Origin of the sequence: uncultured Salinicola sp. (genome assembly GCF_937921195.1) — a bacterium.
GTDB lineage: Bacteria > Pseudomonadota > Gammaproteobacteria > Pseudomonadales > Halomonadaceae > Salinicola.
In genome coordinates, this window is the sequence record NZ_CALFQK010000076.1 from 26,858 (window position 1) to 51,644 (window position 24,787).

Here is a 24,787-nt window from a genome sequence, read left to right on the forward strand (position 1 = left end):
GACGAACGGCCGCCCCCTGGCAGGGACAGCGCGGCATTATAGACTTTTGCCACGTACGCTTCGAGATTCTGGCCTGCAATTGGGCCCAAGCAAAACGCGCGACCGAGGCCGCGCGTTCATCGAATATGACTCCGCCGGCTAATCAGGTGACTCGCTGGCCGGGCTTGGCGCCGCTGTCCGGCGACATCAGATAGATTCCGTCTTCATCGCCCGCGGCCAGCACCATGCCTTCGGAGACGCCGAAGCGCATCTTGCGCGGCGCCAGGTTGGCGACCATCACCGTCAGCCGGCCTTCCAGCGCCTCCGGCGCATACGCCTTGCGGATGCCGGAGAACACGGTGCGCGTTTCGCCCCCCAGGTCGAGGGTCAACTCGAGCAGCTTGTTGGAGCCTTCGACATAGCTGGCCTTCTCGATCCTGGCGATGCGCAGGTCGACCTTGATGAAATCGTCGAACGCGATCTCGTCGCCGATCGGCTCGTCCACCAGTGGCGTATTCTGGAGCGCTTCGGCGGGGTTCGAGGGGGCTTTTCCGGTCAATTTCTTCTCCTCCTCGAGCACCTCCTTGGAGGCCTCGATCATCGATTCGATCCTATCGCTCTCGACACGGGTCATCAGCGGCTTGAACTTGCCGATGACATGACCTTCCAGTACCTGCTGGCGGCTCGCCCAGGCGAGGCTGTCGACCTGCAGGAACCGTCGCGCCTGCTCGGCCATTGCCGGCACCACCGGCTGCAGGTAGACCATCAGGGTGCGGAACAGATTGATCCCCACCGAGCAGATATCGATCACTTCCTGCTCGCGACCGCCTTCCTTGGCCAGCACCCACGGCGCCTTGTCGGCGATGTAGGTATTGGCCTCGTCGGCGAGTTCCATCACCTTGCGCATGGCGCGGCCGAACTCACGGGCCTCGAAATCGGCGGCGATCTCATCGCCGGCGTGGATGAACCTGGCGACGAGTTCCGGTTCGGCGCAGGTCGAAGAGAGCTGCCCGTCGGCGAGCTTGTTGATGAAGCCCGCGCAGCGGCTGGCGATATTGACCACCTTGCCGACCAGGTCCGAGTTGACCCGCGCCGCGAAATCCTCGAGGTTGAGGTCGAGATCGTCGACCCGGGAGGTCAGCTTGGCGGCGAAGTAGTAGCGCAGGTATTCCGGGTTGAGATGCTCGGCGTAGGTCTGCGCCTTGATGAAGGTGCCGCGGGACTTCGACATCTTGGCGCCGTTGACGGTGACGAAACCGTGGCAGTTGACGCCGGTCGGCGTGCGCATGCCGGCGCCTTCGAGCATTGCCGGCCAGAACAGCGCATGAAAGTAGACGATGTCCTTGCCGATGAAGTGATAGACCTCGGCGTTGGAGTCCGCCTTCCAGTAGCTGTCGAAATCGAGACCTTCGCGGTCGCACAGGTTCTGAAAGCTCGCCAGATAGCCGATCGGCGCGTCCAGCCAGACGTAGAAATACTTGCCCGGCGCATCGGGGATCTCGAAGCCGAAGTAGGGCGCATCGCGGGAGATGTCCCACTCGTTGAGACCGGCCTCGAACCACTCCTGCAGCTTGTTGGCGATCTGCGGTTGCACGCGACCGGAGCGCGTCCACTGCTTGAGGAACTCCTCGAAGTTCGGCAGCTTGAAGAAGTAGTGAGTCGAAGTGCGCACTTCCGGCGTGGCGCCACTGATCGCCGACACCGGATTGATCAGCTCCGCCGGGGTGTAGGTCCCACCGCACACTTCGCAGTTGTCGCCGTACTGGTCCTCGCTGCCGCACTTCGGGCAGGTGCCCTTGATGAAACGGTCGGCCAGGAACAGACCCTTGACCGGATCGTACATCTGCTCGATGTCGCGGGTGCTGATATGGCCGGCATCGCGCAGTGCGGTGTAGATGCGCTCGCTGTGGAGGCGGTTCTCTTCGGAATGGGTCGAGTGGTAGTTGTCGAAGGCCACGCCGAACCGGGCGAAGTCCGCCTGGTGCTCCTGGCTGACCTTGCTGATCAACTGCTCCGAGGTGATGCCTTCCTGCTCGGCCCGCAGCATGATCGCGGTGCCGTGGGCGTCGTCGGCGCAGACGTAGTGGCACTCGTGGCCGCGGCTCTTCTGAAAGCGTACCCAGATATCGGTCTGGATGTACTCCAGCAGATGGCCCAGGTGGATCGAGCCGTTGGCATAAGGCAGCGCGCTGGTGACGAGGATCTGGCGCGAAAGCGAGGCGTTGTTCGACATGGCGACTGGAACATTCCCGTAACGAAACCCGAGGCGGCGCGGTATCGAAGGCCCCGCCGGGTGGATAGGCTGTAAACGTGGTCGACGATTGTAGCACCGATGGCGGGGGCTTTGCGTCGGGTGCGAGCGGGGTCATGGGCATTGTCCCGGCTGGCCGCGGGCGAGGGCCTTCAGGGCGGTCCGGACCGTTTATGTTCTATGCTGCCGGTTACGATCTCTCCTCCCATGTGGGCCCCCATCCCTGAACAGAGGTGATTCCCATCGCTCTCCATCGTCATGGCTGGCGCACCGCCGGTCTCTCCGTCGTCTTCATCTGGTTCGCCATCGGCGGCATCGGCCATTTCGTGATGCTGGACGCCTTCGCGTCGATCATCCCGCCGGGTTTGCCCTGGCCCGACGCGGCGGTGCTGATCAGCGGCTTCTTCGAACTGCTGGGGGCGGTCGGCATCTTGCTGCCGCGCTTTCGCGCGCTGGCAGGCTGGGGACTGGTGGTGCTGACCATCTGCGTGACGCCGGCCAATGTCTACATGTGGCTCCATCCAGAGCGGTTTCCCCAGGTCCCCGAGTGGCTGCTGTTGTGGCGATTGCCGTTCCAGGTCTTGCTGCTGCTGTGCATCTTGGCTTCGACGCAGCGCCGGTTTCCCGGCTGGCCAGCATCTACGCAAGACTAGGATCCAGTTCACATCTTCTAGGGTGTTACAGTTAGCGGCCAAACCGTTACCGCCGACCGTTGCTCAAGGAACCCCGGATGGCCGAAATCGATCTTTCCCAGTCACTATGGATGCTGCTCTTCTTCGTCGCGTTGGGTTGGCTGGCGGCGCGGCGATTGAGGGTCGATCCTCGGCCGATAGCGACGCTACTCGTCTACATCATTTCACCGCTGACCTTCTTCCATGGCCTGACCCAGGGGCAGCCCAGTGCCGACAAGCTGGTACTGACGCTCAGCGTGCTGCTGCTGGCGACCTGCCTCTGTCTTGCGGTCAACTGGGTAGCCAGCCGCTTTTTTGCCGAACAGGAACGGGCGCTACTGGCCTTTTCCGCCGGGACCGGCAATACGGGCTATTTCGGTTTCCCGATCGCGCTGGTGCTGCTGCCGCCGGAGGGGGTCACGCTCTATCTCTTCTGCATGCTGGGCGTCTCGCTCTACGAGTTCACGGTCGGTTTCTATGTCAGCGCCAGGGGACGTTTCTCGGTGAAGGAGAGCCTGACCCGACTGGCGAGGCTGCCGCTGATCTACGCGTTCGCGGCCGGCATGCTGGTCAGCGCTCTCGGCTGGCAGGTGCCGGACGTCGTCGCGGATGGGCTCGACTACTTCAAGTACTGTTTCACGGTGCTGGGGATGATGATCATCGGCATGACGCTGGGGCGCGTGACGTGGCGGGAGTTCGACCTGCGCTTCGTCGCCGGCTGCGTGCTGGTGCGCTTCGTCGTCTGGCCACTGGCGACGCTAATGATGGTGCTGCTGCTGCGGATGAGCGTGGGCGTCTCGGACTCGCTGGCGCTGGCATTTCTGCTCATCGGCGCCGTCCCCATGGCCGCCAATGTGGTGGTCATCGCCATGGAGCTGGAGATTCGCCCCGAGAAGGGCGCCATCGCCGTACTGATCACCACACTGGCCGCACCCTTGCTGATACCGGTCTATCTCGGGTTCGCGCTGCCGTGGGTGCTCTCCTTCTGAGTGCTCTCCGAACGGAAAGGGACGGGTGTCGACCACCGTGCAATCGAATAGCGTGACGCAACAGGGTTTCATTCTGACCCGCCAATGGCAGGACACGCCGACCGGTACCGATGTATCGCTTTGGCTGGCCACCGATGACGGGCCGCGACTGGTGCGCCTGCCGCCGCAGAGATCGGTGGCTTTCGTCCCGGCTGATCAGCGCGAGAGCGTCGAGCGCTCGATTCGCCATGAGCGCGATGTCGAACTGCGCGAACTCGAGCTGAAGGACTTCGATCTCCGTCCGGTGCTCGGCCTCTACTGTCGCCAGCATCGGCAGTTGATGAACCTGGAGCGACGTCTCGCCGACGCCGGTGTCGATCTGCTCGAGGCCGATATCCGACCGCCGGACCGTTATCTGATGGAGCGTTTCATTACCGCGCCGGTCGTGGCAATGGCGACCCAGGCGGCCGACGGTTCCCTGGTCGATGCCCAGTTGAAGCCGGCGCCGGACTATCGGCCGCAGCTGACACTCTGCTCGCTGGACATCGAGACCAGCGAGCGCGGCGAGCTCTACTCGATCGGCCTGCATGGATGCGGCCAGCGCATCGTCTACATGCTGGGGCCGCTGGCGGGCAACGGGAGCAAGGCCGATCGCGAGCGGGATTTCGAACTCGTCTACTGCGACTCCCGCGCCGATCTGCTGCACGCGCTGAACGGCTGGTTCGCGCGCTTCGACCCGGATGCGATCATCGGCTGGAGCGTGATCCAGTTCGACCTGCGCCAGCTGCAGCGTCACGCAGATCGCCTGAATGTCGCCTTGCGGCTGGGGCGAGGCGGAGCGCCGGTGGAGTGGCGGGCGCATGGTCACCAGCCCAATCACTATTTCGTCACCATTCCGGGGCGGCTGGCGATCGACGGTATCGAGGCGCTGCGCTCGGCGACCTGGAGCTTTCCCTCCTTCAGCCTCGAAAACGTCGCCCAGACGCTGCTCGGCGAGGGCAAGGCGATCGACAACCCCTATCAACGCATGGCGGATATCAACCGCATGTTCGCGGAGGACAAGCCGGCGCTGGCCCGCTACAACCTCAAGGATTGCGAGCTGGTGACGCGCATCTTCGAGCACACCCGGATCATCGACTTCCTGCTCGAACGGGCAAGCGTCACCGGGCTCTCCGCCGATCGCAGCGGTGGCTCCGTCGCGGCATTTTCCCATCTCTATCTGCCGCGCATGCACCGGCTCGGGTTCGTCGCCCCGACCCTGGGCAGCCGCGACGGCGACGACAGCCCGGGCGGCTACGTGATGGACTCGCGTCCGGGCCTCTACGATTCGGTGCTGGTGCTCGATTTCAAGAGTCTCTATCCCTCGATCATCCGCTCGTTTCTGATCGATCCGGTCGGCCTGGTGGAAGGGTTGCGCACGCCGGATGACGCACACTCGGTGGCGGGGTTCCTGGGGGCGAGGTTTTCCCGAACCGCCCATGCGCTGCCGGCGATCGTCGAGCAGGTGTGGGAAGGGCGCGAGGCGGCCAAGCGCGAGGGCAACGCGCCGCTGGCCCAGGCGTTGAAGATCATCATGAACGCGTTCTATGGCGTGCTCGGCTCGCGGGGCTGCCGGTTCTTCGATCCGCGGCTGGCTTCGTCGATTACCATGCGCGGTCACGAGATCATGCGCCGCACGCGAGAGCTGATCGAGACTGAGGGTTATACCGTTATCTATGGCGATACCGACTCGACATTCGTGTGGTTGGGCAAAGCCCACGAGGCCGAAGCCGCCAACACGATCGGGAAACGGTTGGTGGCCAGGGTCAATGCCTGGTGGCAGCGGCATCTGCGAGACGAGCTACAGCTCGAAAGCGCCCTGGAATTGCAGTTCGAGACGCACTTCACACGCTTTCTGATGCCGACCATTCGTGGCACGGAAGAGGGCAGCAAGAAACGCTATGCCGGCCTGGTCCGCGAGGCGGACGGGAGCGAGCGACTGGTCTTCAAGGGGCTGGAGTCGGTGCGTGCCGACTGGTCGCCGCTGGCCCAGGCTTTCCAGCGCGAACTCTACCGGCGGATCTTCGCCGACGAACCCTATCGCGATTACGTGCGCGAGACCGTGCAGCAGACACTGGCCGGGGAGAACGACGATCAACTGGTGTATCGCAAACGGCTCAGGCGCAAGCTGGAAGATTATCAGCGCAACGTCCCGCCCCACGTGCGCGCGGCGCGCCTGGCCGACGAGTTCAACCGCCAGATGGCGCGCCCGCTCCAGTACCAGAATGGGGGCTGGATACGCTACCTGATCACGGTCGCCGGCCCGGAGCCGTTGGAAAATCGGCGTTCGGCGATCGACTACGAGCACTACATCAGTCGGCAGCTCCAACCGGTTGCCGATGGCATCCTGCCGTTCGTGGGCGACGATTTCGAAAAGATCACCGGTCGACAGCTGGGGCTTTTCTGAATGACCGCGATCGATCTATCCCGGCGCCACTGACGCCACCTGCCGATTGACAGCCTCCGGGCGCGGTGCTAAATACGCGCTGCCGGCAATCGTGCCGGTGCTGCGCCAGGCAACCGGGCACGTGGGTGCGCGGTGCCGGGTGCCCCTCGAGGATTCATGCAAGATGGCATTCCGCCGTATTCTGATGGCGTCTGGTTTGGTCGTGGCGATGGCCGGCTGCGCCTCCAATACCTTCGCGCCCAATTACCAGTCGAACAATACCGATGTCCTGCGGATCGGTGGTGAGCGCCCCGATGCCGCAGCCCCAGCCGTCGAGGATCTTGGCTCGTTCTGTGTCCAGACCAACCAACAATGGAACGATCAAGGCAAGACGCCGGACGGTCAGCGTCTGTGGGTGAAGAGCACGCTGCGCCAGGCGGTGGCGTGTCGCTGAGCCACTGAGTCCTCGGCCTTCGGTCGGCTGCCCGCGGGGCGTCGCCAGCGGCACGGTACAAGAGGCTCGAACCGTAACGGGTTCGAGCCTTTTTTTGGCCTATGCTGAGGGGCGTGTCCGATCGGTGGATCAAGCTCGCCTGGGGTTGTCTGCCGACGATCGCGTCGCCATGTACCCAACAGCTGGCACGCACGCGAACGGTGCCGAAAAGGGGAGGGAAACGGATGACCTACGAGCTCTACTACTGGCCGGGCATTCCCGGTCGTGGCGAATTCGTCCGCCTGGCGCTGGAGGATGCCTGCGCGGATTATATCGATGTCGGCAAGCGGTCCCCCGACAAGGGGGGCGGCGCGGGTGCCGTCAGCGAATTCATCCACGGTAGCGACCTGGGACAGCCGCATTTCGCGCCACCGGTGTTGAAGGCCGAAGGGTTCGTCATTTCCCACGTCGCCAACATCCTGCAGTTTCTCGGCCCCCGGCTGGGGTTGGTGCCGGAGGATGAGGCCGGCCGCTTCTGGGCCAACGGACTGCAGTTGACGCTGACGGATTTCGTCGCCGAGATCCACGACACCCACCACCCGGTTGGCAGTTCGCTCTACTACGAGGATCAGCAGGACGAGGCGAAGCGGCGTGCCCGGGTCTTCGTGCAGGAGCGCCTGCCCAGGTTCCTCCACTATTTCGAACGTGTGCTGGCGGCCAATGCCGGTAACGAGCCCTATCTGGTGGGGACGGCGCACAGCTATGTCGACCTGTCGCTGTTTCAGGTGGTGACGGGGCTGCGTTATGCCTTCCCCCGGGCGATGGAGCGACTGGAGCCGGAAATACCCGAAGTGACCGCGCTGGTCGATCGTGTCAGTCAGCGACCGAAGCTTGCCGCCTATCTCACGTCCGACCGGCGGCTGGATTTCAACGAGGGCGGCGTGTTCCGTCACTACCCCGAACTGGACGGATGACGATTCGGCGTCGGCGCATGACAGCGCCGGTTAGCGTGCTAAAGTAGACACATGTCTGGACACGTCAACAAGGAGGCAAGGCATGCCATTACTCGACAGCTTCATGGTCGACCACACCAAGATGAATGCACCGGCGGTGCGTGTCGCCAAGCAGATGAAGACGCCGGGCGGTGACAATATCACCGTCTACGACCTGCGCTTCTGCATTCCCAACGAAGAGATCCTGTCCGAGCGGGGGATCCACACCCTCGAGCACCTGTTCGCGGGTTTCATGCGTCAGCATCTCAATGGCGACGGCGTCGAGATCATCGATATCTCGCCGATGGGTTGCCGCACCGGGTTCTACATGAGCCTGATCGGGCAGGTCGACGAACCTACCGTGGGCGCAGCCTGGAACGCCGCGATGGAAGACGTGCTGGCGCTGACGGACCAGAAGTCGATCCCCGAACTCAACATCTACCAGTGCGGCACGGCGGAGATGCACTCCCTCGACGAAGCGCAGCAGATCGCCAGGAACGTGACGACGCGCGGTATCGGTGTCAACTCCAACAGCGAGCTCAAGCTGACCGAGGAGTTCCTCGCCGCCCACGGGGCGTGAAGCGCGGCGCCCATGTCAGCCCGCCATGACAGTGCTGACGACATATCGGACCCGCAGCCCTGGCTGCGGGTTTTTTCGTGGGCGCGACCCACTTGGACGAACCTTTGGTGCAATCGGTGTCAAAACGTTACCCGATTGTTCGCCGTTCACCGCAGGGGATTGACCGATGCTCGATACCGTTCAGCAGTTCTTCCATCGCGTTCTCGCCACGCCGCAATCCGACAGCCGGGACGTGATCACGCCACAGCTGGCGGTCGCCGCGCTATTGAGCGAGATCCTGCGCGCCGACTACCAGACCGATCCCGAAGAGTTGGCCATGCTGCGTCGGATGCTGATGACGCAGTTCTCGCTGGATGAGGGGGCCGTCGACGAACTGGTCGAGCAGGCGCAACGGCAGGTCGACGAGGCGGTGGATCACTTCCAGTACGTGTCGCTGCTCAACGAGCGCTACGACTACGATCAGCGCGTCGAGCTGATTGCCGCCATGTGGCGTCTGGCCTATGCCGATCATGAGCTGGCGGCGCTGGAAGAGCACCGGATTCGCCGTCTGGCCGATCTGCTCTACGTGACCCACAGCGATTTCATTCGCACCAAGCTGGCGGTGCAGGACGAACTGAGGCGGGGGTGACCGACGTTCAGTGGTCTTCCGCGGAGTCGTCGTGCGCCAGCACGCCGCTGGATTCGACCGCGCGACCGATGGCCTGGAAGGTGCGCTCGGCCTCCCGCCGCGAGGGCGCGCCCCGCAGGCAACTGACGACGACGACCGCTCCCGGTGTCCCGGGGTCGAGAATGCCGGCGTCGCAGAAGCGCGCATACTGGGTTCCGGTTTTCTGGGCAAAGGGCCACTGCCGCTGGAACCCGGCGGATAGGCGCCGATGGCCCGTGTCGGCACGCTGCATGATCGACAGCAGGGTGGCGGTGGCCGCGGCGGGTAGCGCCTCGCCCTTGTCGATCCTCTCCAGCATGTCCGCGTAGCGATCCAGCCGACCCGAATTGAGCCCGGTGGCGTAATAGCGCTGGTAGGCTGCGGCGAGATCGAGCGGTGGAAATTGCTCCCGTCGGCTATCGGTCAACTGTGCGAGCCGGGTCAGGCGCGGTTCGCCGAAGTCGGCCTGTCGCAGGTCGATCAGTTGCCTGCCGGTCAGCGATTGCGCCTTGGACGTGAAGACGCCGTAGAGATGTCGTCTCACGTCGATCAGGGTGGTAATCGGGCCGATCCCTTCGTCCATCAACGATCTCGCCCGGCGATTGACCGCTTCCACTCCCACCCTTCGCATCAACATGTCGGTTGCGGTGTTGTCGCTGTCGATCAGCATTCGCTCGAGCAGGGTCCGCAGGGGGATCCTGGTGTCGGGGGCGGCCCAGTTGGTGGCGCCCGCGCCGTCGACGTAGTCGCTGGCGTGAAGTGTCATGGTGTCGTCGAGATCGACACCGTCACTGGAGATCCGGTCGAGCAACTCCACCGCCACCGGGACCTTGACCAGCGAGGCCCAATACCAGCGCTCCGCGTCGCGCCATCCGACTCGTTCTCCGTCATCGAGTCGACGAACGTGAACGCCGATCTCCCCTGCGACCGTGTGGTCGCGATAGCGCTGATCGATCACCGCCAGCTGCTTCTCGAGCCGAGCCTGCCAGGCGTTGGCCAATGTCGGTGGCGCCCAGAGCAGGATGCTGAGGCAGCCGATCAGTACCAGTCGTCGGCGATGACGGATCATGAAGCGCCCCGTCTCGATGTCAGGAAGTGGACCAGTTGGATCCAGCCGGCCGTGGCGGCGATCAGGGCCAGCGTCAGGCCGAGAGCCGTCGAATAGTCGATGTTGTGCCAGTAACCGAGCGCGGTGCGGAACAGCAGGAAGATCACGCTGATATGGAAGATGAACGCCTGCAGGGCATCGCTGCCGATCAGGGTCACCGGCCTGAGCCATGTCGCCAGCGTCTTTCCTCCGACCACGGCGATTGCCAGTAGCGCCAGGGCCCCTCCCAGGCTGAACAGCATGAAGCCGAGAGCCGGCGGGTGCTTCCCGACGTTACGGGCCAGGGCCGCTAGGGTGTCGTCGAGGGTGGGCAGCGCGAGCCAGAAGAACAGCGCGAACAGCGTCGCGGAGGTGGCTACTAGCGAGGCGATCAGGACTCGTCTGACAGCGGGGCTTGCGAAGCCGTAGAGCATCCACTCCCCGATCAGCAGGCCCAGCAGCACCAGGGGGCCGCGTGTCAGTTGTCCCCAGACGTAGTAGTCCGGGTGCTCGACGACCAGCGCCTTGAGCTGCGGCAGCTCCCAGAAATCGAACTCACGAGCGAGCCAGAGGCCGAATCCGGCCATCAGGACCGGGCTGGCCAGTCGGAGCCAACCGGGAAATCGCTTCCATGCGGAGAGGAACCACGGCATCCAGAGCAGGGCGATGGCGTAGAAACCGAGTATCTCGACGAAGCTGGGAAAGCGCTGGTACCGAAGCGCGTCGAGGATATCCGCCGTCGGAAAAAGATGGCTCATCTCGACGATCGTGAGGATCTTGTACCAGATCCAGACGACCACGCCCCGCTTGATCAGGCCCCAGCGTCGGCGCGGCCAGTCCGGCTCTCCCACGCGGGGCAGGAAGACCACGGCCAGGGCGATACCGAACACGATCACGAACAGCGAGGAGGAAAACTTGGTGATCAGATGGATCGGCACGATGCCCCAGTCGGGGAACTGATCGAATGGCAGCAGCCCCTTGATGCCGTGGCTCAGGATCATCAGCACGACGGCGAAACCGCGGGCCAGGTCGATGGCGTCGATCCGGCCGCCGGCCCTTGGCGCCGCGAACGGACCTCGCCACCAGGGAGTGGCGGGCGAGGGCATCACGGCGGAAGAGATCGCGGTGGCGTGAGCCGCGGATTGGCCGGCGAGCGTCGTGGGGCACATCCCTGTGTCTCCAGGCTGTCACGGGGCGCCCGAGCGCGGGCGGATCTCGGATTACTGTACCACCTGCCCGCCGGTACTGCTGGCGTGGCGCGCCAGTAATTCCGACCGCGCCACTAGGGTATCGGCGGCACGTCTCGTTATACTGGGCGCCAAATCATGGTGTGACCGTTGCAAGGAGAGATTCGTGATCGAGGGCATCAAGCATATCGTGGCCGTCGCTTCCGGCAAGGGCGGTGTCGGCAAGTCGACCGTCACCGCCAATCTGGCGTTGGCGATGGCAGCGGAAGGCTACCGCGTGGGCCTTCTCGACGCCGACATCTACGGTCCGAGCCAGGCGCGGATGCTGGGGCTGCCGGAGAACACCCGCCCCGAGGTGATCGACGAGAAGAGCATGAAGCCGGTGATGGCACATGGCATCCAGGCGATGTCGATGGCGTTCATGGTGGATATCAATCAGCCCATGGTGTGGCGTGGGCCGATGGTCTCCGGTGCCTTCCAGCAGCTGCTCAACCAGACGCTGTGGGACGATCTCGACTTCCTGTTCATCGACATGCCGCCGGGCACCGGCGACATCCAGTTGACCCTGGCCCAGAAAGTGCCGGTGGATGGCGCGGTGATCGTCACCACGCCGCAGGACATCGCGCTGCTGGACGCACGCAAGGGCATCGAGATGTTTCGCAAGGTCAACGTGCCGGTACTGGGCGTGGTGGAGAACATGAGCCTGCACGTCTGTTCGAATTGCGGCCATAGCGAGCCGATCTTCGGCGCCGGTGGGGGCGAGCGCATTGCCGAGCAGTACGGCACCCAGCTGCTGGGCCAGCTTCCGCTGCGGCTGTCGATCCGCGAGCAGGCCGATGGTGGCAAGCCCAGCGTGGTGGCCGAGCCGGATGGCGAAGTCGCCGCCACGTTTCGTGCCATGGCCCGCACGGTCGCCAGCGGTGTCGCCGGGCAAGACACCGCTGGCCCCTCGATTTCATTCAGCGACTGATCCCGTTCGGCGCCCGAGCCGCCGCCTGCCTCGTCCTGTCGGGGCTGGCGGCTTCGGGCAGACGCGCCTTCCCGCCATTTTCGGTGGAGGTTCCCCTTGGGCGGGCGTTTTCGGGCGCGTCGTTTCCTTCACGGAAGCGGGCCGCTATCATGTCGCCCACCGATAAGTTTCCCCGATGATTTCACGACGTCGTGACGACGTCTGCCCCTGTCTCAAGGACGCCTGCATGAGCATTAAATCCGACAAGTGGATTCGCCGTATGGCGGAGCAGGAGGGCATGATCGAGCCGTTCGAAGCCGATCAGGTCCGCCACGTGAACAACCAGCGCGTGATTTCCTACGGTACGTCCAGCTACGGTTACGATGTGCGCTGTGCCGACGAGTTCAAGGTGTTCACCAATATCCACTCGGCGATTGTCGATCCCAAGGCGTTCGACGAGAAGAGTTTCGTCGACATCAAGGGCGACGCCTGCGTGATCCCTCCCAACTCGTTCGCCCTGGCGCGCACGGTGGAGTATTTCCGTATTCCGCGCAGCGTGCTGACGATCTGTCTGGGCAAGTCGACCTACGCGCGCTGCGGCATCATCGTCAACGTGACGCCGCTGGAGCCGGAGTGGGAAGGGCATGTCACCCTGGAGTTCTCCAATACCACCAATCTGCCGGCTCGGATCTACGCCAACGAAGGCGTGGCGCAGATGCTGTTTCTGGAATCCGACGAGGTCTGCGACGTCTCCTACAAGGATCGCGGCGGCAAGTACATGGGGCAGCGCGGTGTAACGCTACCGCGCACCTGAAAGAACTACCTGCGTTGACAATACTGCGTCAAAAACGGCCTTAAAATGCTCATTTACAAACTCGTAAACTGCGCTTTTTCGGCCGTTTTCTCCTTGTCTTGCCTGCCTCGCTTACGTTCTTCGGTAGTTAGCTGATTATCATGAAGCCGAGCGGTCGTCGGTACGATTCCTGATGGTCTCGCCGAAACCGTCCAAGAACGGCTTCTCCGCCGGATCGAGTCGATCCATGCCGGAGACCACCCGATGCCAGTAGGGATAGAGCGGTGCCGGACGGGTCAGCCGTTCGAGACGCTGGTGCTCCTCCTGGCTCAGTTCGAGGTCGGCGGCGGCGAGGTTGTCGCGCAGGTGCTCCTCGCTGCGGGCGCCCACGATCAGCGAGGTAACGCCCGGGCGATCCTTGAGCCACGCGAGGCAGGCCCGCGGGATCGAGCAGTTGTGGGCCTCGCCGATGGCGGCCAGCGCCTCAATGATGTCGTAGGCGCGCTCCATGTCGTGGACATAGGGCTCCGGCCAGCCGTTGCCCTGACGGGTGTCCGGCGGCGTCTTCTGGCCTCGGCGGACCTTCCCGGTCAGGAAGCCTTCGCCCAGCGGTCCCCAGATCAGCGAGCCGAGGTTCTGGTCCAGCGCCAGTGGCATCAGCTCGTACTCCGCCTCGCGGGACTCCGGCGTGTAGTAGATCTGCTGGCTGATCGGCTTGTTGAAACCGTGGAGTTCGGCCTTGCCGAGGGTCTTCATCATCTGCCAACCGGTGTAGTTGGACGTGCCCCAGTAGCGTACCTTGCCGCTGGAGACCAGATGGTGCATCGCCTCCAGCGTCTCCTCGATGGGGGTGACGCCATCCCAGTTGTGCAACTGATAAAGGTCGATATGGTCGGTGCCGAGCCGCTCCAGGCTGGCCTCGACGGCGCGGATCAGGTGGTATCGCGAAGCACCGCTGGCGTTGGGGTCGTCGCCGAGCGGGCTTCTTCCCTTGGTGGCAAGAATGATGTCGTTGCGCTTGCCGCCCAGCGCCTTGCCGGTGATCTCCTCGGCCAGGCCCATCGAGTAGAGATCGGCGGTGTCGATCAGGTTGACGCCGGCATCGAAGGCGATGTCGAGCAGCTTCCTGGCGCCCTTGACGTCGACGCTCGCGGCCTTCTCGAAACCGTTGGCGCCACCGAAGGGCACCGTACCCAGCGTCAACGTCGACACCATCAGTCCTGAATTGCCCAGCGGACGATAATCCATATCGCTTCTCCTCCTTGCTTGCCGAAACAGTGGCCGACTGAAACGATTCGCCCGGCGAGGCGCCGGGCGATTGCGTCATGTCAGTCTGGCAAAGATTGGCGTCAGGGCAAGCCAGGGGAGAGGCCAATGGCAACGGCGCGACCGCGGTACGCCGGAACCGGCGCGCGAGGGGTCAGTCGTCGAGATCCTCGTCCAGCTCTTCGGCGGCGTCGGCGTGGGACATACGAAGGCCCGTCGGCGGCAACGGCATGTTGTCCAGTGCCACCTTGCCATCGGGCGACAGCTTGATCCGGCCTTCCAGGAACCAGCGTACCGCAATGGGATAGATCAAGTGCTCGCGGGCATGGACCTTTTCGATCAGGGCGTCGATGTCCTGATCCGGTTCGACGTTGACCACGGCCTGGATCACCACCGGCCCGCCGTCGAGTTCCTCGGTGACGAAGTGCACGCTGACGCCATGCTCCGAGACACCGTCGGCCAGCGCGCGCCGGTGCGTATCCAGACCCTGGTAGGCGGGGAGCAGCGAGGGGTGGATGTTGAGCATGCGCCCACGGTAGTGATCGACGAAAGCGGGCGTGAGGATGCGCATGAAGCCCGCCAGCACCACCAGGTGAGGTTCGTGGCGGTCGATGACCTTGATCAGCGCGGCGTCGAAGGCTTCGCGGGAGTCATACTCGCGATGGGGCAGGGCGACGGCGTCGACGCCGGCATCCCTGGCGCGCTTGAGACCGTAGGCATCGGCCTTGTTGGAGACCACGGCGACGATCTCGCCGCCACCGAGCTCCTCGTGCTGCTGGGCGTCCAGCAGGGCCTGCAGGTTGCTGCCGTTGCCGGAGATCAGCACCACCACCCGCGGCTTTTCGGCCGCGGCGGCCTCGAAATCGTTCAGCGTATCGTGCTGCTGTGAAGGATAGTCACCGCTCATGCCGGCAGATTCTCCAGCTGCACGGCCTCGGCGCCATCACGGCGGGCGACGATATCGCCCAGCCGATAGACCTTTTCACCGCTGGCCTCGAGATGGGCGATGGCCTGGTCGGCCTGGTCGCGATCGATCGCGATGACCATGCCGATGCCGCAGTTGAGTACGCGATACATCTCACGCTCTTCCACATTGCCCTGCTGCTGCAGCCAGTCGAAGATGGCCGGACGTTGCCAGCGGGTGACATCGATCCGGGCCGCCAGATCGTCCGGCAACACGCGCGGCACGTTCTCGAGCAGGCCGCCGCCGGTGATGTGGGAGAGGGCGTGCACGTCGACGGCGCCGGAACGGATTAGCGACAGCAGCGGCTTGACGTAGATGCGGGTCGGTGCCATCAGCAGGTCGGCCAGCGGCTTGCCGTCGAGGGTCTCGTCGAGCTTGCCGCCACCGACTTCGAGGATCTTGCGGATCAGCGAGTAGCCGTTGGAGTGCGGCCCCGAGGAGGCCAGCCCCAGCAGCACGTCGCCTGCGCCGACCTTGCTGCCGTCGAGGATCTCGGACTTCTCGACCACGCCCACGCAGAAGCCCGCCAGGTCGTAGTCGCTGCCCTCGTACATGCCGGGCATCTCCGCCGTCTCGCCCCCCACCAGCGCGCAACCCGCCTGGCTGCAGCCCTCGCCGATACCGGTGACGACGTCGGCGGCGATATCCACGTCCAGCTTGCCGGTGGCGTAATAGTCGAGGAACTGCAGGGGCTCGGCACCGGCGACGATCAGGTCGTTGACGCACATGGCGACGAGGTCGATGCCGATGGTGTCATGGCGACCCAGGTCCATGGCCAGGCGCAGCTTGGTGCCGACGCCGTCGGTGCCGGACACCAGCACCGGCTGGCGGTAGCCGCTGGGGATTTCACACAGCGCACCGAAGCCGCCGAGCCCACCCATGACTTCCGGACGCGAGGTGCGCTTGGCGACGCCCTTGATTCTCTCGACCAGCGCATTGCCGGCATCGATGTCGACGCCGGCGTCACGATAGGTCAGGGAGTGCCGGCCAGACGAACCGGGCGCGTTCGGTGTGTCGGAAGAGGAGCGCGTCATGGGAGGACCTTTCTGAATGGGGATGATGTTCGGCGGGGCGCATTGTAGCATTGCTTCATTGAGGGAACAGCCGAAGGGCGACGAGAGCGCGATGACAACACAGCAAATCTGGAGCGTGATCGGGGTTGCACCGGCGATCTGGCTGTCTGCCCCGCCGGCGCCGGTGGCGACGCCGTTCCCCGTCGGCGCGATCGGAGGGGTGGTCGCGGCCGCCATGGGGGGTTGCTTGCCGTTTCGTGGCCGGCCGAAAAGCGTCTACGTCGTCCGGGACCCTCGCGGGGGGAGCGTATCAGCATGAGCGTCGGGCCGTCACAACTCCCGCTGGGTGTCGGTCTCCGCGACGATGCGACTCTCGCCAACTACTTGCCGGGCGACAATGCGTCGCTGGTGTCGCATCTGACCGGGCAGCTGCAAGAGGGCGGTGAAGCGTTCCTCTACCTGTGGGGGGGCGAGGGCGTGGGTTGCAGCCACCTGCTGCAGGCGGCTTGCCACCAGGCGGATGCCCAGGGCAAGCGCGCGCTCTATCTCCCGCTGGATACATTGGGGCACTTCCCGCCCGACATTCTCGAAGAGCCGGAGCGTCTCGACCTGCTGGCCATCGATGACCTGCAACTGGTAGTGGGGCGCAAGCGCTGGGAGGAGGCGCTGTTCCACGGCTTCAACCGCTTGCGCGATGCCGGCAAACGGCTGGTGATCGCTGCCGACCGGTCGCCGCGTCAACTCGAGGTCAAGCTGCCGGACCTGGCCTCCCGCCTGAGCTGGGGTATGGTGTTCCATGTCCAGCCGCTGGACGACGCTCAGCGGCTGGCCGCCCTCCAGCTCCGGGCCAGGGTTCGCGGAATGGAACTGCCGGCGGAAGTGGGACGGTATATCCTCCATCGCGGGCCGCGCCAGTTGGATCCGCTGTTCGAGATCCTTTCTAGGCTCGATCGCGCCTCGCTGTCCGCCAAGCGCAAGCTGACCATTCCCTTCGTCAAACAGGCGCTGGAGTGGTGAGCCGAGCCGGTCGGTCGTCGTACTGTAACGCACGCTGTTGACACCGATATCGGGCCCCGGTAGCGGGAATTCGACTCAAGGATCCCTTATGGCTCGTCGTCGTTTTGCGCTGGACCCGCCCGGAATCGCCACCGCCATGCGTGCGGTCTGGCGTGAAGGCTACGGCATCGCCGACCTTCGCAAGGACGTGATGGCGGGGCTCACCGTCGGCACGGTGGCCGTGCCGCTGTCCATGGCGCTGGCGATCGCCACCGGCGTGCCTCCTCAGCACGGGCTCTACACGGCAATCGTCGCCGGTGCCGTCATTGCACTGACCGGGGGCGCCCGTTTCAGCGTCTCCGGACCCACCGCCGCCTTCGTGGCCATTCTGTTTCCCATCGTTCAGCAGCATGGCCTGGGCGGCTTGCTGATCGCCTCGATGATGGCGGGCGTCATGCTGGTGATCCTGGGCATATTCCGCCTGGGACGGCTGATCGAATTCGTCCCCTATCCCGTGGTGCTGGGCTTCACGGCGGGCATCGCGGTGGTGATCGCGGCGTTGCAGATTCCGGACTTTCTGGGACTCTCCGTCGCCGAGCTGGGCGAACATTTCCTCGACAACGTGAGCCGAATCGCCCTCTCGCTACCGAGTCTCGACCCGCTGGAGACAGGCATCGGCATCTTCACCCTGGCGGTCATGCTGCTGTGGCCACGCGCCAGGATTCCCGTTCCCGCGCCGTTGATCGGTCTCGTCGCCGGCGCGCTGGCGGCCTATTGCGCCAATCACTGGGCGGGCGCCGACGTCGAGACGATAGCATCGCGTTTCAGCTGGGAAGCGAACGGGACGAGCGGAACCGGGATCCCGCCCATCGCGCCTTCGTTCGCGCTTCCCTGGCTGCTGTCGGGGCCCGGCGGCGAACCCCTCGACATGAGCTTCGACCTGATCCGCGCACTGCTCGGGCCGGCGCTCGCGATCGCCATGCTCGGTGCGATCGAGTCGCTGCTCTGCGCGGTGGTGGCGGACGGGTTGACCCGCAGCAAGCACGATCCCAATGCCGAGCTGATCGGGCAGGGAATGGGCAATATCGTGGCTCCGCTGTTCGGCGGTATCACGGCCACGGCCGCCATCGCGAGAACGGCCACCAACATTCGTAGCGGTGCCCGCTCCCCGATCGCCGCGCTGGTGCACGCCGGGGTGGTCCTGCTCGCGGTCATGGCACTGGCGGGGCTGCTCGGGCTGGTGCCGATGGCATCCCTGGCCGCGCTGCTGTTCGTCATCGCCTGGAACATGAGCGAGGCCCGGCACGTCCTGCGGGTGCTGCGCTCATCGCCCCCCGGCGATGTCGTCATCCTGGTCGTCTGTTTCGCGCTGACCGTGCTCTTCGACATGGTGCTGGCGGTGGCTGTCGGCATCGGACTGGCGGCGGCGCTGTTCATTCGGCGCATGGCGCTGCTGACGCGCACCGATCGTGTCGATGTCGAGAGCCATCCCGCGACCCTTGGCCTGCCGCCAGAGGTCGCGGTCTACGACATCGATGGCCCGCTGTTCTTCGGCGTTGCCGAGAAGGCGCTGACCTCGTTGCATCGCGTCGATCCCAAGGTACGCATCGTCATCATCGACATGGAGGGCGTGCCGAGCATGGATGGCACCGCCATCGTGGCATTCCAGGCCCTGATCGAGGCGATGAAGCGACAGCAGGTTGCCCTCATTCTGGTCGGCCTGCCGGCGCGCATCATCGTCAAGCTCCGGCGTGCAGGCACTCGCAGAGACGGGGCGCTGACCTACTGCAGGGATCTTTCGCGGGCCCGGACCGTGGCGCTGCGTTGGCAACGGCGGCTGGCGGAAGGGGAGGCGGGCTCGAGCGGCGCTCACAGCGTCACGTCCCTGTAATGGGCCGGCTCCCTGGCCTGGCCGCCGCCATCGGCCGCCTTGCGCTCGCGGATCAACTGATGAAGCGTGCTCATCAGCTTCGCGGCACCGGGTGACATGCGTCGTTCGCGCAAACTGATCAGGCCGAAGGGTTGCACGCTGATGGCATCCGTCGACGGCAGGATCGCGAAACGGGGCTGCGTGCACAGCAGGTCGGCGACCTCCCGGGTCGTCACCGTGACCGAATCCGACTTGTCGACCATGGCGAGCGCCATGTAGATGTCCGGCGTATTGATGATGCGTTGAGGGGGAGCGACCTTGTGGTGCAGGAATAGGTGCTCGACGCGCTGACGCATCAGCGCCCCCGGGGGCTGGAGCACCCACGGGTAGTCCAGCATCGGCGTCAGGTCGAAGCTCTCCCGGGCGGTGAGCGGATGATCCGCCCGGCACACGAAGCACAGCGCCTCCTCCCCGATCTCCTCGAACACGAAATCGCCGGCCGGCATGCCGCTGGGGATCCGGGCGATGGCGAAGTCGAATTCGCCATCGCGCAACCGCGGCACCAGGTTGCGGCTGACGTCGACATCGATGTTGACCTCCAGGTGAGGGCTGTCGCGGTGTACGCGTTCCACCGCGCTGGCCAGCAGCGTCACGGCCGGCGCGAGGACCGTGCCGATGGAGACCGTCCCGGCGTTGCCGTCGTTGAGCGCGTTGATCTCCTCGCTGGCCTGGGTCAGCGATGTCAACATGCCGCGGGCATGGCGAATCAGGCTCTCCCCGTACCAGTTGGGCGTCACCCCCCGTGAATGCCGGTCGAAAAGCGAGACGCCGAGCAGGTGCTCGAGGTCCCCCAGCAGCTTGGAAGCCGCGGGCTGACTCATGCCCAGCCGTTCGGCGGCACGATGAAGGTTGCGGCAGTCGTCGAGGGCGACGAACAGCTGGAGATGGCGAAACTTGAGCCTGACGCGCAGGAACCAGTCCGGCGGCAGCAGCTCGGTGGAGTGAGACTTCATGCGACCGTCCCGCTCATGGATTCGACGTTTTTATAAGGCATGTTGCGCTGTTCTCGCATAGTCAGATCGGGGCGCCCGGTCTAGGGTTTAAACGATCGTGTCGGCGGAGAGGAGTCGGCCGGAACGTCAGGAACGACAATCGGAACGTGAAGCTCAAACGAAAAACAGGAGTTCGCTATGACTCGCCATCTCTTTTCTCTTCCTCGATGTCTCGGCATCGGCCTGTTGGGAGTGCTGATCGGCCCGGCCTGTCTTCAAGCTCAGGCACAGACGATGTCCGCCACCTCGTCATCGGCCATGCCGCCGGGAATCGAGCGCTCCTCGTTCGGCCGGCTTGCGGATGGCCGCGAGGTCGACTGCTACCGCATCACCAACGACAACGGCATCGAGATGCGGGTCATCAACTACGGCGGCATCATCGTGTCGCTGAAGACACCCGACCGAACCGGACGGCTGGATGACATCGTGCTGGGCTTCGACTCGATCGGCGATTATCTCTCCGACACCTATCGTCAGGCCAACCCCTACTTTGGTGCCTTGATCGGGCGCTACGGCAATCGGATCGCCAACGGTCGCTTCACGCTCGACGGGGAAACCTACCGCCTGCCGACCAACGATGGACCGAACACGCTGCATGGCGGCGATGTCGGGTTCAACCAACGGCTGTGGCACGTCGAGCCTTTCTCCTCCGCCGAGGGGCGAGGACTGGTGCTGACCTACACCAGCCCGGATGGCGAGCAGGGATTTCCCGGTCGGCTCTCGACGCGGGTCAGCTATACGCTGACCGATGACAATGAGCTGGCCATCGACTACCGCGCCAGGACGACCCGTGCCACGCCGGTCAACCTGACCCAGCACAGCTATTTCAACCTGAAGGGCGAGGGGAGCGCCAGCGTGCTGGATCACGAGTTGATGATCAATGCCAGCGCCTACACGCCCATCGATGAAACCCTGATCCCCACCGGCGAGATCGCCGACGTCAGCGGCACGCCATTCGACTTTCGCCAGCCGACCCTCATTGGCGCACGCATGGGCCAGAAGAATACCCAACTGGCCTACGCCAAGGGTTACGATCACAACTTCGTGCTGAGCAAGACCCCCGGCCAGGGCGATCTGCCGACACTGGCGGCCAGGGTCATCGAACCCCGCAGCGGCAGGGTGCTCGAAGTGGCCACCACCGAGCCCGGACTCCAGTTCTACTCGGGCAATTTCCTCGATGGAAGCCTCACCGGCAAGAGCGGACGCCCCTACACCCACCGTTCCGGCCTGGCATTGGAGACGCAGCACTTTCCCGACTCTCCCAACCAGCCGAACTTCCCCTCGACGATCCTGAAGCCCGACGAGACCTATCACTCGCAGACCGTCTATCGCTTCTCGACGACAGCGTCGGAAGACCTGCCCCACGCCGACTGAACCCCGCCCGGCGAACGCCGGCAGCGAGAGCCTGCGGATTCCGCCAGAGTCGCCATCGCGGCGGCTCTGGCGGTTTGAAACAGCTGTTTTAACCAAAGTCGTAAAACGACTTTAGTCGGCCCGACAGGCCAGTCCGCTGGCGTTCGCCCCGCCTGCGCGTTGTACTCCCGGTTTGCTGATAGCAAATCATATATCGCTTTGCCGCTGGATCGTTATTAGCCGGTTATCGAACAACCGCTTAATGTCACGACAGCCGTGACGTGGCAAACGTCATCCAATAACAAACTCGATGGCCCTTGAAGGGCTGGAGGCCGCCAATGATTCGCTTTCTGAAATCGTCACTATTCGTACTCGGCGTGACCGGCCTGGGGGTCGCCTCCGCGCCGCTCCATGCCCAGGACGACGTCAAGATCGGGTTCATCGTCAAGAAGCCCGAGCAGGCGTGGTTCATCAATGAACAGGATGCCGCCAGTGCACTGGGCGAACAGAAGGGGTTCGAGGTGGTGCGGCTGGCCGGTGAAGATGGCCAGCAGGTACTCAGTGCCATCGACAACCTGAATTCCCAGGGCGCGCAGGGCTTCGTGATCTGCCCGCCGGACGTGCGACTCGGGCCGGCGATCGCCAACCGCGCCAAGCAGTACGGCATGAAGGTCGTGACCGTCGACGACCAGTTCCTCGGCGCGGATGGCAAACCCATGGCCTCCGTGCCGCACCTGGGCATGTCGGGCTACAAGATCGGCCGACAGGTCGGCGAGACCATCGCCAAGGAGATGAAGGCGCGGGGCTGGGACCCGCAGAGCGTGGCAGCCTTGCGCATCAGCAACAACGAGTTGCCCACCGCCAAGGAACGCACCGACGGCGCCACCGACGCGCTGCTGGACGCCGGCTTCGTCGAGGGCAACATCTTCGATGCGCCGCAGCAGAACACCGACACCAGCAGCGCCTTCGCGGCGGCGTCGCCGGTGCTGTCCAAGAATGGCCGCTTCGAGCACTGGGTGATCTTCGCGCTCAACGAGGAGAGCGTGCTGGGTGGCGTCAGGGCCAGCGAGCAGTACGGGTTGTCGCCCGATCAGGTGATCGGTGTCGGCATCAACGGTTCCGGCGCGGCGTTCGCGGAGTTCTCCCGCGAGAAGCCGACCGGCTTCTACGGCACGATCGCCGTCAGCTCGACCATGCACGGTCGCCAGAGCGCCGACAATCTCTATACCTGGATCACCGAAGACAAGGAGCCGCCGGCCAATACCGAGACCACGGGCACGCTGATGACGCGTGACAACTGGCAGCAGGTTCGCGAAGACCTGGGCCTGTAAGGCCCTCTCGCGAAACCGCACTCCCTACCGCTGAGGAGGCTGGAATGGCGGAAGCTTATCTTCGCATCGATGGCATCACCGTCGAGTTTCCCGGGGTCCGTGCGCTGGATGGTGTCAGCTTCGCGGCGCGCGGGGGGGAAGTCCATGCCCTGATGGGCGAGAACGGGGCCGGCAAGTCGACGCTGCTCAAGGTGTTGAGCGGCGTCAACCGGGTCACCGGCGGACAGCTTTGGATCGGAGGCGAACCGATCGTTTTCGCCAATGCGCGGGAAGCGTTGCGCCATGGTGTCTCGATCATCTACCAGGAGCTGACGCTGTCGCCCAATCTTTCGGTGGCGGAGAACCTGCTGCTGGGGCAACTGCCGGTCAAGCGCGGCTTTCTCGACCGGCGCCGGCTGCGGGAGCGGGCGATGACGATCCTGGAGGAGCTGGGCGAGGGGGATATCCACCCCTCGACCAAGGTGCGGGATCTCTCGATCGGCCAGCAGCAGATGATCGAGATCGGCAGGGCGCTGCTGCGCGACGCCCGCATCATCGCCTTCGACGAGCCGACCAGCTCGCTCTCGGTCCAGGAGATCCGGCACCTCAAGCGGATCGTCTCGCGGCTCCGCGACGAGGGGCGCGTGGTGCTCTACGTGACCCATCGCATGGAGGAGGTGTTCGAGATGTGCGATGCGGTCACCGTGTTCCGCGATGGCCGCCACATCCGTACCCACGACACCCTCGAAGGACTCGATCACGACACCCTGGTCAGCGAGATGGTGGGGCGGGAGATCGAGGACGTCTACGGCTACCGTCCGCGGGAACGCGGCGATGTGCTGATGCGCCTCGAGGGAATCGAGGGGCGGGGCGTCAGGGCTCCGGTCAGTCTGGAGGTGCATCGCGGCGAGGTGCTGGGACTGTTCGGGCTGGTCGGCGCCGGTCGCAGCGAGTTGATGCGGCTGGTCTGCGGGGTCGAGCGCGCCTCGGCCGGCCAGGTCTCGTTCGCTGGCACCAGCCGCCGGTTCGGCTCGGCCCAGCAGGCGATCCGTGCCGGTATCGCGATGTGTCCGGAGGACCGCAAGTCCCAGGGTATCTTTCCCGTGGCCAGCGTGTCCGACAATCTCAATATCAGTTGCCGTCGCTTCTTCAAGCGCTGGGGAGGGTTTCGCGACCCGGCGCGCGAGACCCGCAATACCCAGGACTATATCCGGCAGCTGCGTATCAAGACGCCGGGGCCCAAGACCCCCATCGCCAACCTCTCCGGCGGTAACCAGCAGAAGGTGATTCTGGCGCGCTGGCTGGCGGAGGAGATCGACCTGTTCGTGATGGACGAGCCGACCCGCGGGATCGATGTCGGCGCGCGCCGGGATATCTACTCGCTGCTCTACGACCTTGCCGAGCGGGGCAAGGGTGTACTGGTCATCTCCAGCGACCTGGCGGAGGTCAGCTCCATCTGCGATCGCATCGGGGTGATGCGGGACGGTGAACTCATCGACATCGTCCCGCGTGAAGATGCGACGCCCGAGAGGTTGCTGGGCCTGGCGCTGCCGGCCTGAGACTGGCCACGGATTTCCACGAGAGCCCTGAATCGCAAGAGGATTCCACAACATGAACGACAAAGCTGCCACCCAGTCGACGGTGCCCGTCGAGGGGCGCAGGGGACTTCCCAAACCGCTACGCACGCTGCTGGACACTTCGGGGCTGATCGCCGTTTTCATCCTGCTGTTCATCGGCCTCTCGGTGCTGGTGCCGGACTTCCTGACCGGACGCAACATCGTCGGCCTGCTGCTGTCGGTGACGCTGATCGGCACCATTGCCACCACCATGATGATGGTGCTGGCGTTGGGAGAGGTGGACCTCTCCGTCGCCTCCATCGTCGCCTTTTCCGGCGTGGTGGCGGCGATGGTGACATCCACCAGCGGCAGCGTGGCGATCGGCGTGCTGGTGGGGATCGCGGCGGGCGCCGCCGTCGGGGCGTTCAACGGCTTCGTGGTCGCCC

General features: G+C 64.6%; 21 protein-coding genes and 1 pseudogene. 15 read left to right on the plus strand and 7 right to left on the minus strand.

The genetic code is table 11. The features are described 5' to 3' along the window. Positions 1-142: 142 nt before the first annotated feature. The gene (metG, locus tag Q0602_RS06620) at positions 143-2,212 is read right to left on the minus strand and encodes a methionine--tRNA ligase (protein WP_295036197.1); all 2,070 of its coding nucleotides are present in this window, start codon (positions 2,210-2,212) and stop codon (positions 143-145) included. Between the two features lie 251 nt (positions 2,213-2,463). Between metG and Q0602_RS06625 the strand changes: the two genes are divergently transcribed. The 7 genes from Q0602_RS06625 (at position 2,464) to Q0602_RS06655 (ending at position 8,927) form a co-directional block, all read left to right on the plus strand. Beyond that, positions 2,464-2,883 (plus strand): hypothetical protein, encoded by a 420-nt coding sequence (locus Q0602_RS06625; protein WP_298840569.1) that lies wholly within the window; start codon positions 2,464-2,466, stop codon positions 2,881-2,883. Positions 2,884-2,960: 77 nt separating this feature from the next. Then, complete coding sequence (locus Q0602_RS06630) at positions 2,961-3,890, plus strand: AEC family transporter (protein ID WP_295036199.1); 930 nt, start codon at positions 2,961-2,963, stop codon at positions 3,888-3,890. A 37-nt stretch (positions 3,891-3,927) separates the two neighbouring features. After that, complete coding sequence (locus Q0602_RS06635) at positions 3,928-6,315, plus strand: DNA polymerase II (protein ID WP_298840573.1); 2,388 nt, start codon at positions 3,928-3,930, stop codon at positions 6,313-6,315. A 163-nt stretch (positions 6,316-6,478) separates the two neighbouring features. Then, positions 6,479-6,748, plus strand: coding sequence for a hypothetical protein (locus Q0602_RS06640; protein WP_298840576.1), 270 nt, complete (start codon positions 6,479-6,481; stop codon positions 6,746-6,748). Between the two features lie 224 nt (positions 6,749-6,972). After that, entirely contained in the window at positions 6,973-7,701 is a 729-nt protein-coding gene (locus tag Q0602_RS06645; protein WP_298840579.1) for a glutathione S-transferase, read from the plus strand. A gap of 82 nt (positions 7,702-7,783) precedes the next feature. Next, positions 7,784-8,299: an S-ribosylhomocysteine lyase gene (gene luxS / locus Q0602_RS06650; protein ID WP_295039839.1), complete on the plus strand. Its 516-nt coding sequence runs from the start codon at positions 7,784-7,786 to the stop codon at positions 8,297-8,299. Between the two features lie 166 nt (positions 8,300-8,465). Continuing rightward, the gene (locus Q0602_RS06655) at positions 8,466-8,927 is read left to right on the plus strand and encodes a TerB family tellurite resistance protein (protein WP_298840584.1); all 462 of its coding nucleotides are present in this window, start codon (positions 8,466-8,468) and stop codon (positions 8,925-8,927) included. Between the two features lie 7 nt (positions 8,928-8,934). On the opposite strand, the gene Q0602_RS06660 is transcribed toward Q0602_RS06655, so the two are convergent. Both Q0602_RS06660 and Q0602_RS06665 read right to left on the minus strand, forming a co-directional pair. After that, a complete protein-coding gene (locus Q0602_RS06660) occupies positions 8,935-10,014 on the minus strand; it encodes a serine hydrolase (RefSeq protein ID WP_298840587.1) in 1,080 nt (359 codons plus the stop codon). After that, on the minus strand, positions 10,011-11,201 hold the full coding sequence (locus tag Q0602_RS06665; RefSeq protein ID WP_298840592.1) for a heparan-alpha-glucosaminide N-acetyltransferase domain-containing protein: 1,191 nt from the start codon (positions 11,199-11,201) through the stop codon (positions 10,011-10,013). The genes Q0602_RS06660 and Q0602_RS06665 overlap by 4 nt, the downstream gene beginning before the upstream one ends. Before the next feature lie 142 nt (positions 11,202-11,343). Between Q0602_RS06665 and apbC the strand changes: the two genes are divergently transcribed. Together apbC and dcd are read left to right on the plus strand one after the other, a co-directional pair. Beyond that, complete coding sequence (gene apbC / locus Q0602_RS06670) at positions 11,344-12,189, plus strand: iron-sulfur cluster carrier protein ApbC (RefSeq protein WP_295039862.1); 846 nt, start codon at positions 11,344-11,346, stop codon at positions 12,187-12,189. A 226-nt stretch (positions 12,190-12,415) separates the two neighbouring features. Beyond that, positions 12,416-12,982 (plus strand): dCTP deaminase, encoded by a 567-nt coding sequence (gene dcd, locus Q0602_RS06675; protein ID WP_110708720.1) that lies wholly within the window; start codon positions 12,416-12,418, stop codon positions 12,980-12,982. A gap of 138 nt (positions 12,983-13,120) precedes the next feature. Here dcd and Q0602_RS06680 read toward each other — a convergent pair whose 3' ends face one another. The 3 genes from Q0602_RS06680 to purM form a co-directional block, all read right to left on the minus strand. Continuing rightward, on the minus strand, positions 13,121-14,209 hold the full coding sequence (locus Q0602_RS06680) for an aldo/keto reductase (protein WP_298840595.1): 1,089 nt from the start codon (positions 14,207-14,209) through the stop codon (positions 13,121-13,123). Between the two features lie 172 nt (positions 14,210-14,381). After that, the gene (gene purN, locus Q0602_RS06685) at positions 14,382-15,134 is read right to left on the minus strand and encodes a phosphoribosylglycinamide formyltransferase (protein WP_295039858.1); all 753 of its coding nucleotides are present in this window, start codon (positions 15,132-15,134) and stop codon (positions 14,382-14,384) included. After that, positions 15,131-16,225 (minus strand): phosphoribosylformylglycinamidine cyclo-ligase, encoded by a 1,095-nt coding sequence (gene purM / locus Q0602_RS06690; protein ID WP_298840599.1) that lies wholly within the window; start codon positions 16,223-16,225, stop codon positions 15,131-15,133. The genes purN and purM overlap by 4 nt, the downstream gene beginning before the upstream one ends. A gap of 294 nt (positions 16,226-16,519) precedes the next feature. Between purM and hda the strand changes: the two genes are divergently transcribed. Both hda and dauA read left to right on the plus strand, forming a co-directional pair. Continuing rightward, positions 16,520-17,221 (plus strand): DnaA regulatory inactivator Hda, encoded by a 702-nt coding sequence (hda, locus tag Q0602_RS06695; protein ID WP_149435644.1) that lies wholly within the window; start codon positions 16,520-16,522, stop codon positions 17,219-17,221. A gap of 88 nt (positions 17,222-17,309) precedes the next feature. Then, on the plus strand, positions 17,310-19,091 hold the full coding sequence (gene dauA, locus Q0602_RS06700) for a C4-dicarboxylic acid transporter DauA (protein ID WP_298840603.1): 1,782 nt from the start codon (positions 17,310-17,312) through the stop codon (positions 19,089-19,091). Here dauA and Q0602_RS06705 read toward each other — a convergent pair. Continuing rightward, positions 19,070-20,083: a LysR substrate-binding domain-containing protein gene (locus Q0602_RS06705; RefSeq protein WP_298840606.1), complete on the minus strand. Its 1,014-nt coding sequence runs from the start codon at positions 20,081-20,083 to the stop codon at positions 19,070-19,072. The two genes, dauA and Q0602_RS06705, sit on opposite strands and share 22 nt — an antisense overlap. Positions 20,084-20,260: 177 nt before the next feature. Here Q0602_RS06705 and Q0602_RS06710 point away from each other — a divergent pair, with 177 nt between their 5' ends. From Q0602_RS06710 to araH, 4 genes and pseudogenes are all read left to right on the plus strand, one after another. After that, complete coding sequence (locus tag Q0602_RS06710) at positions 20,261-21,496, plus strand: aldose epimerase family protein (RefSeq protein ID WP_298840609.1); 1,236 nt, start codon at positions 20,261-20,263, stop codon at positions 21,494-21,496. Between the two features lie 317 nt (positions 21,497-21,813). Beyond that, the gene (locus Q0602_RS06715; RefSeq protein WP_298840611.1) at positions 21,814-22,806 is read left to right on the plus strand and encodes an arabinose ABC transporter substrate-binding protein; all 993 of its coding nucleotides are present in this window, start codon (positions 21,814-21,816) and stop codon (positions 22,804-22,806) included. A 44-nt stretch (positions 22,807-22,850) separates the two neighbouring features. After that, positions 22,851-24,344: an L-arabinose ABC transporter ATP-binding protein AraG gene (araG, locus tag Q0602_RS06720; protein WP_298840616.1), complete on the plus strand. Its 1,494-nt coding sequence runs from the start codon at positions 22,851-22,853 to the stop codon at positions 24,342-24,344. Positions 24,345-24,396: 52 nt separating this feature from the next. After that, positions 24,397-24,787, plus strand: a pseudogene (gene araH / locus Q0602_RS06725) (L-arabinose ABC transporter permease AraH); the annotation flags it as partial.

What these genes read in the sequence shown, in the direction of transcription:
- Q0602_RS06710 (WP_298840609.1), top strand. Translation starts at nt 20,261, where the DNA reads ATGACTCGCCATCTCTTTTCTCTTCCTCGATGTCTCGGCATCGGCCTG.
- Q0602_RS06705 (WP_298840606.1), bottom strand. Translation starts at nt 20,083, where the DNA reads ATGAAGTCTCACTCCACCGAGCTGCTGCCGCCGGACTGGTTCCTGCGC.
- Q0602_RS06660 (WP_298840587.1), bottom strand. Translation starts at nt 10,014, where the DNA reads ATGATCCGTCATCGCCGACGACTGGTACTGATCGGCTGCCTCAGCATC.
- purM (WP_298840599.1), bottom strand. Translation starts at nt 16,225, where the DNA reads ATGACGCGCTCCTCTTCCGACACACCGAACGCGCCCGGTTCGTCTGGC.
- Q0602_RS06645 (WP_298840579.1), top strand. Translation starts at nt 6,973, where the DNA reads ATGACCTACGAGCTCTACTACTGGCCGGGCATTCCCGGTCGTGGCGAA.
- purN (WP_295039858.1), bottom strand. Translation starts at nt 15,134, where the DNA reads ATGAGCGGTGACTATCCTTCACAGCAGCACGATACGCTGAACGATTTC.
- luxS (WP_295039839.1), top strand. Translation starts at nt 7,784, where the DNA reads ATGCCATTACTCGACAGCTTCATGGTCGACCACACCAAGATGAATGCA.
- dauA (WP_298840603.1), top strand. Translation starts at nt 17,310, where the DNA reads ATGGCTCGTCGTCGTTTTGCGCTGGACCCGCCCGGAATCGCCACCGCC.
- Q0602_RS06680 (WP_298840595.1), bottom strand. Translation starts at nt 14,209, where the DNA reads ATGGATTATCGTCCGCTGGGCAATTCAGGACTGATGGTGTCGACGTTG.
- Q0602_RS06715 (WP_298840611.1), top strand. Translation starts at nt 21,814, where the DNA reads ATGATTCGCTTTCTGAAATCGTCACTATTCGTACTCGGCGTGACCGGC.
- Q0602_RS06640 (WP_298840576.1), top strand. Translation starts at nt 6,479, where the DNA reads ATGGCATTCCGCCGTATTCTGATGGCGTCTGGTTTGGTCGTGGCGATG.
- araG (WP_298840616.1), top strand. Translation starts at nt 22,851, where the DNA reads ATGGCGGAAGCTTATCTTCGCATCGATGGCATCACCGTCGAGTTTCCC.
- Q0602_RS06655 (WP_298840584.1), top strand. Translation starts at nt 8,466, where the DNA reads ATGCTCGATACCGTTCAGCAGTTCTTCCATCGCGTTCTCGCCACGCCG.
- hda (WP_149435644.1), top strand. Translation starts at nt 16,520, where the DNA reads ATGAGCGTCGGGCCGTCACAACTCCCGCTGGGTGTCGGTCTCCGCGAC.
- dcd (WP_110708720.1), top strand. Translation starts at nt 12,416, where the DNA reads ATGAGCATTAAATCCGACAAGTGGATTCGCCGTATGGCGGAGCAGGAG.
- Q0602_RS06665 (WP_298840592.1), bottom strand. Translation starts at nt 11,201, where the DNA reads ATGTGCCCCACGACGCTCGCCGGCCAATCCGCGGCTCACGCCACCGCG.
- metG (WP_295036197.1), bottom strand. Translation starts at nt 2,212, where the DNA reads ATGTCGAACAACGCCTCGCTTTCGCGCCAGATCCTCGTCACCAGCGCG.
- Q0602_RS06630 (WP_295036199.1), top strand. Translation starts at nt 2,961, where the DNA reads ATGGCCGAAATCGATCTTTCCCAGTCACTATGGATGCTGCTCTTCTTC.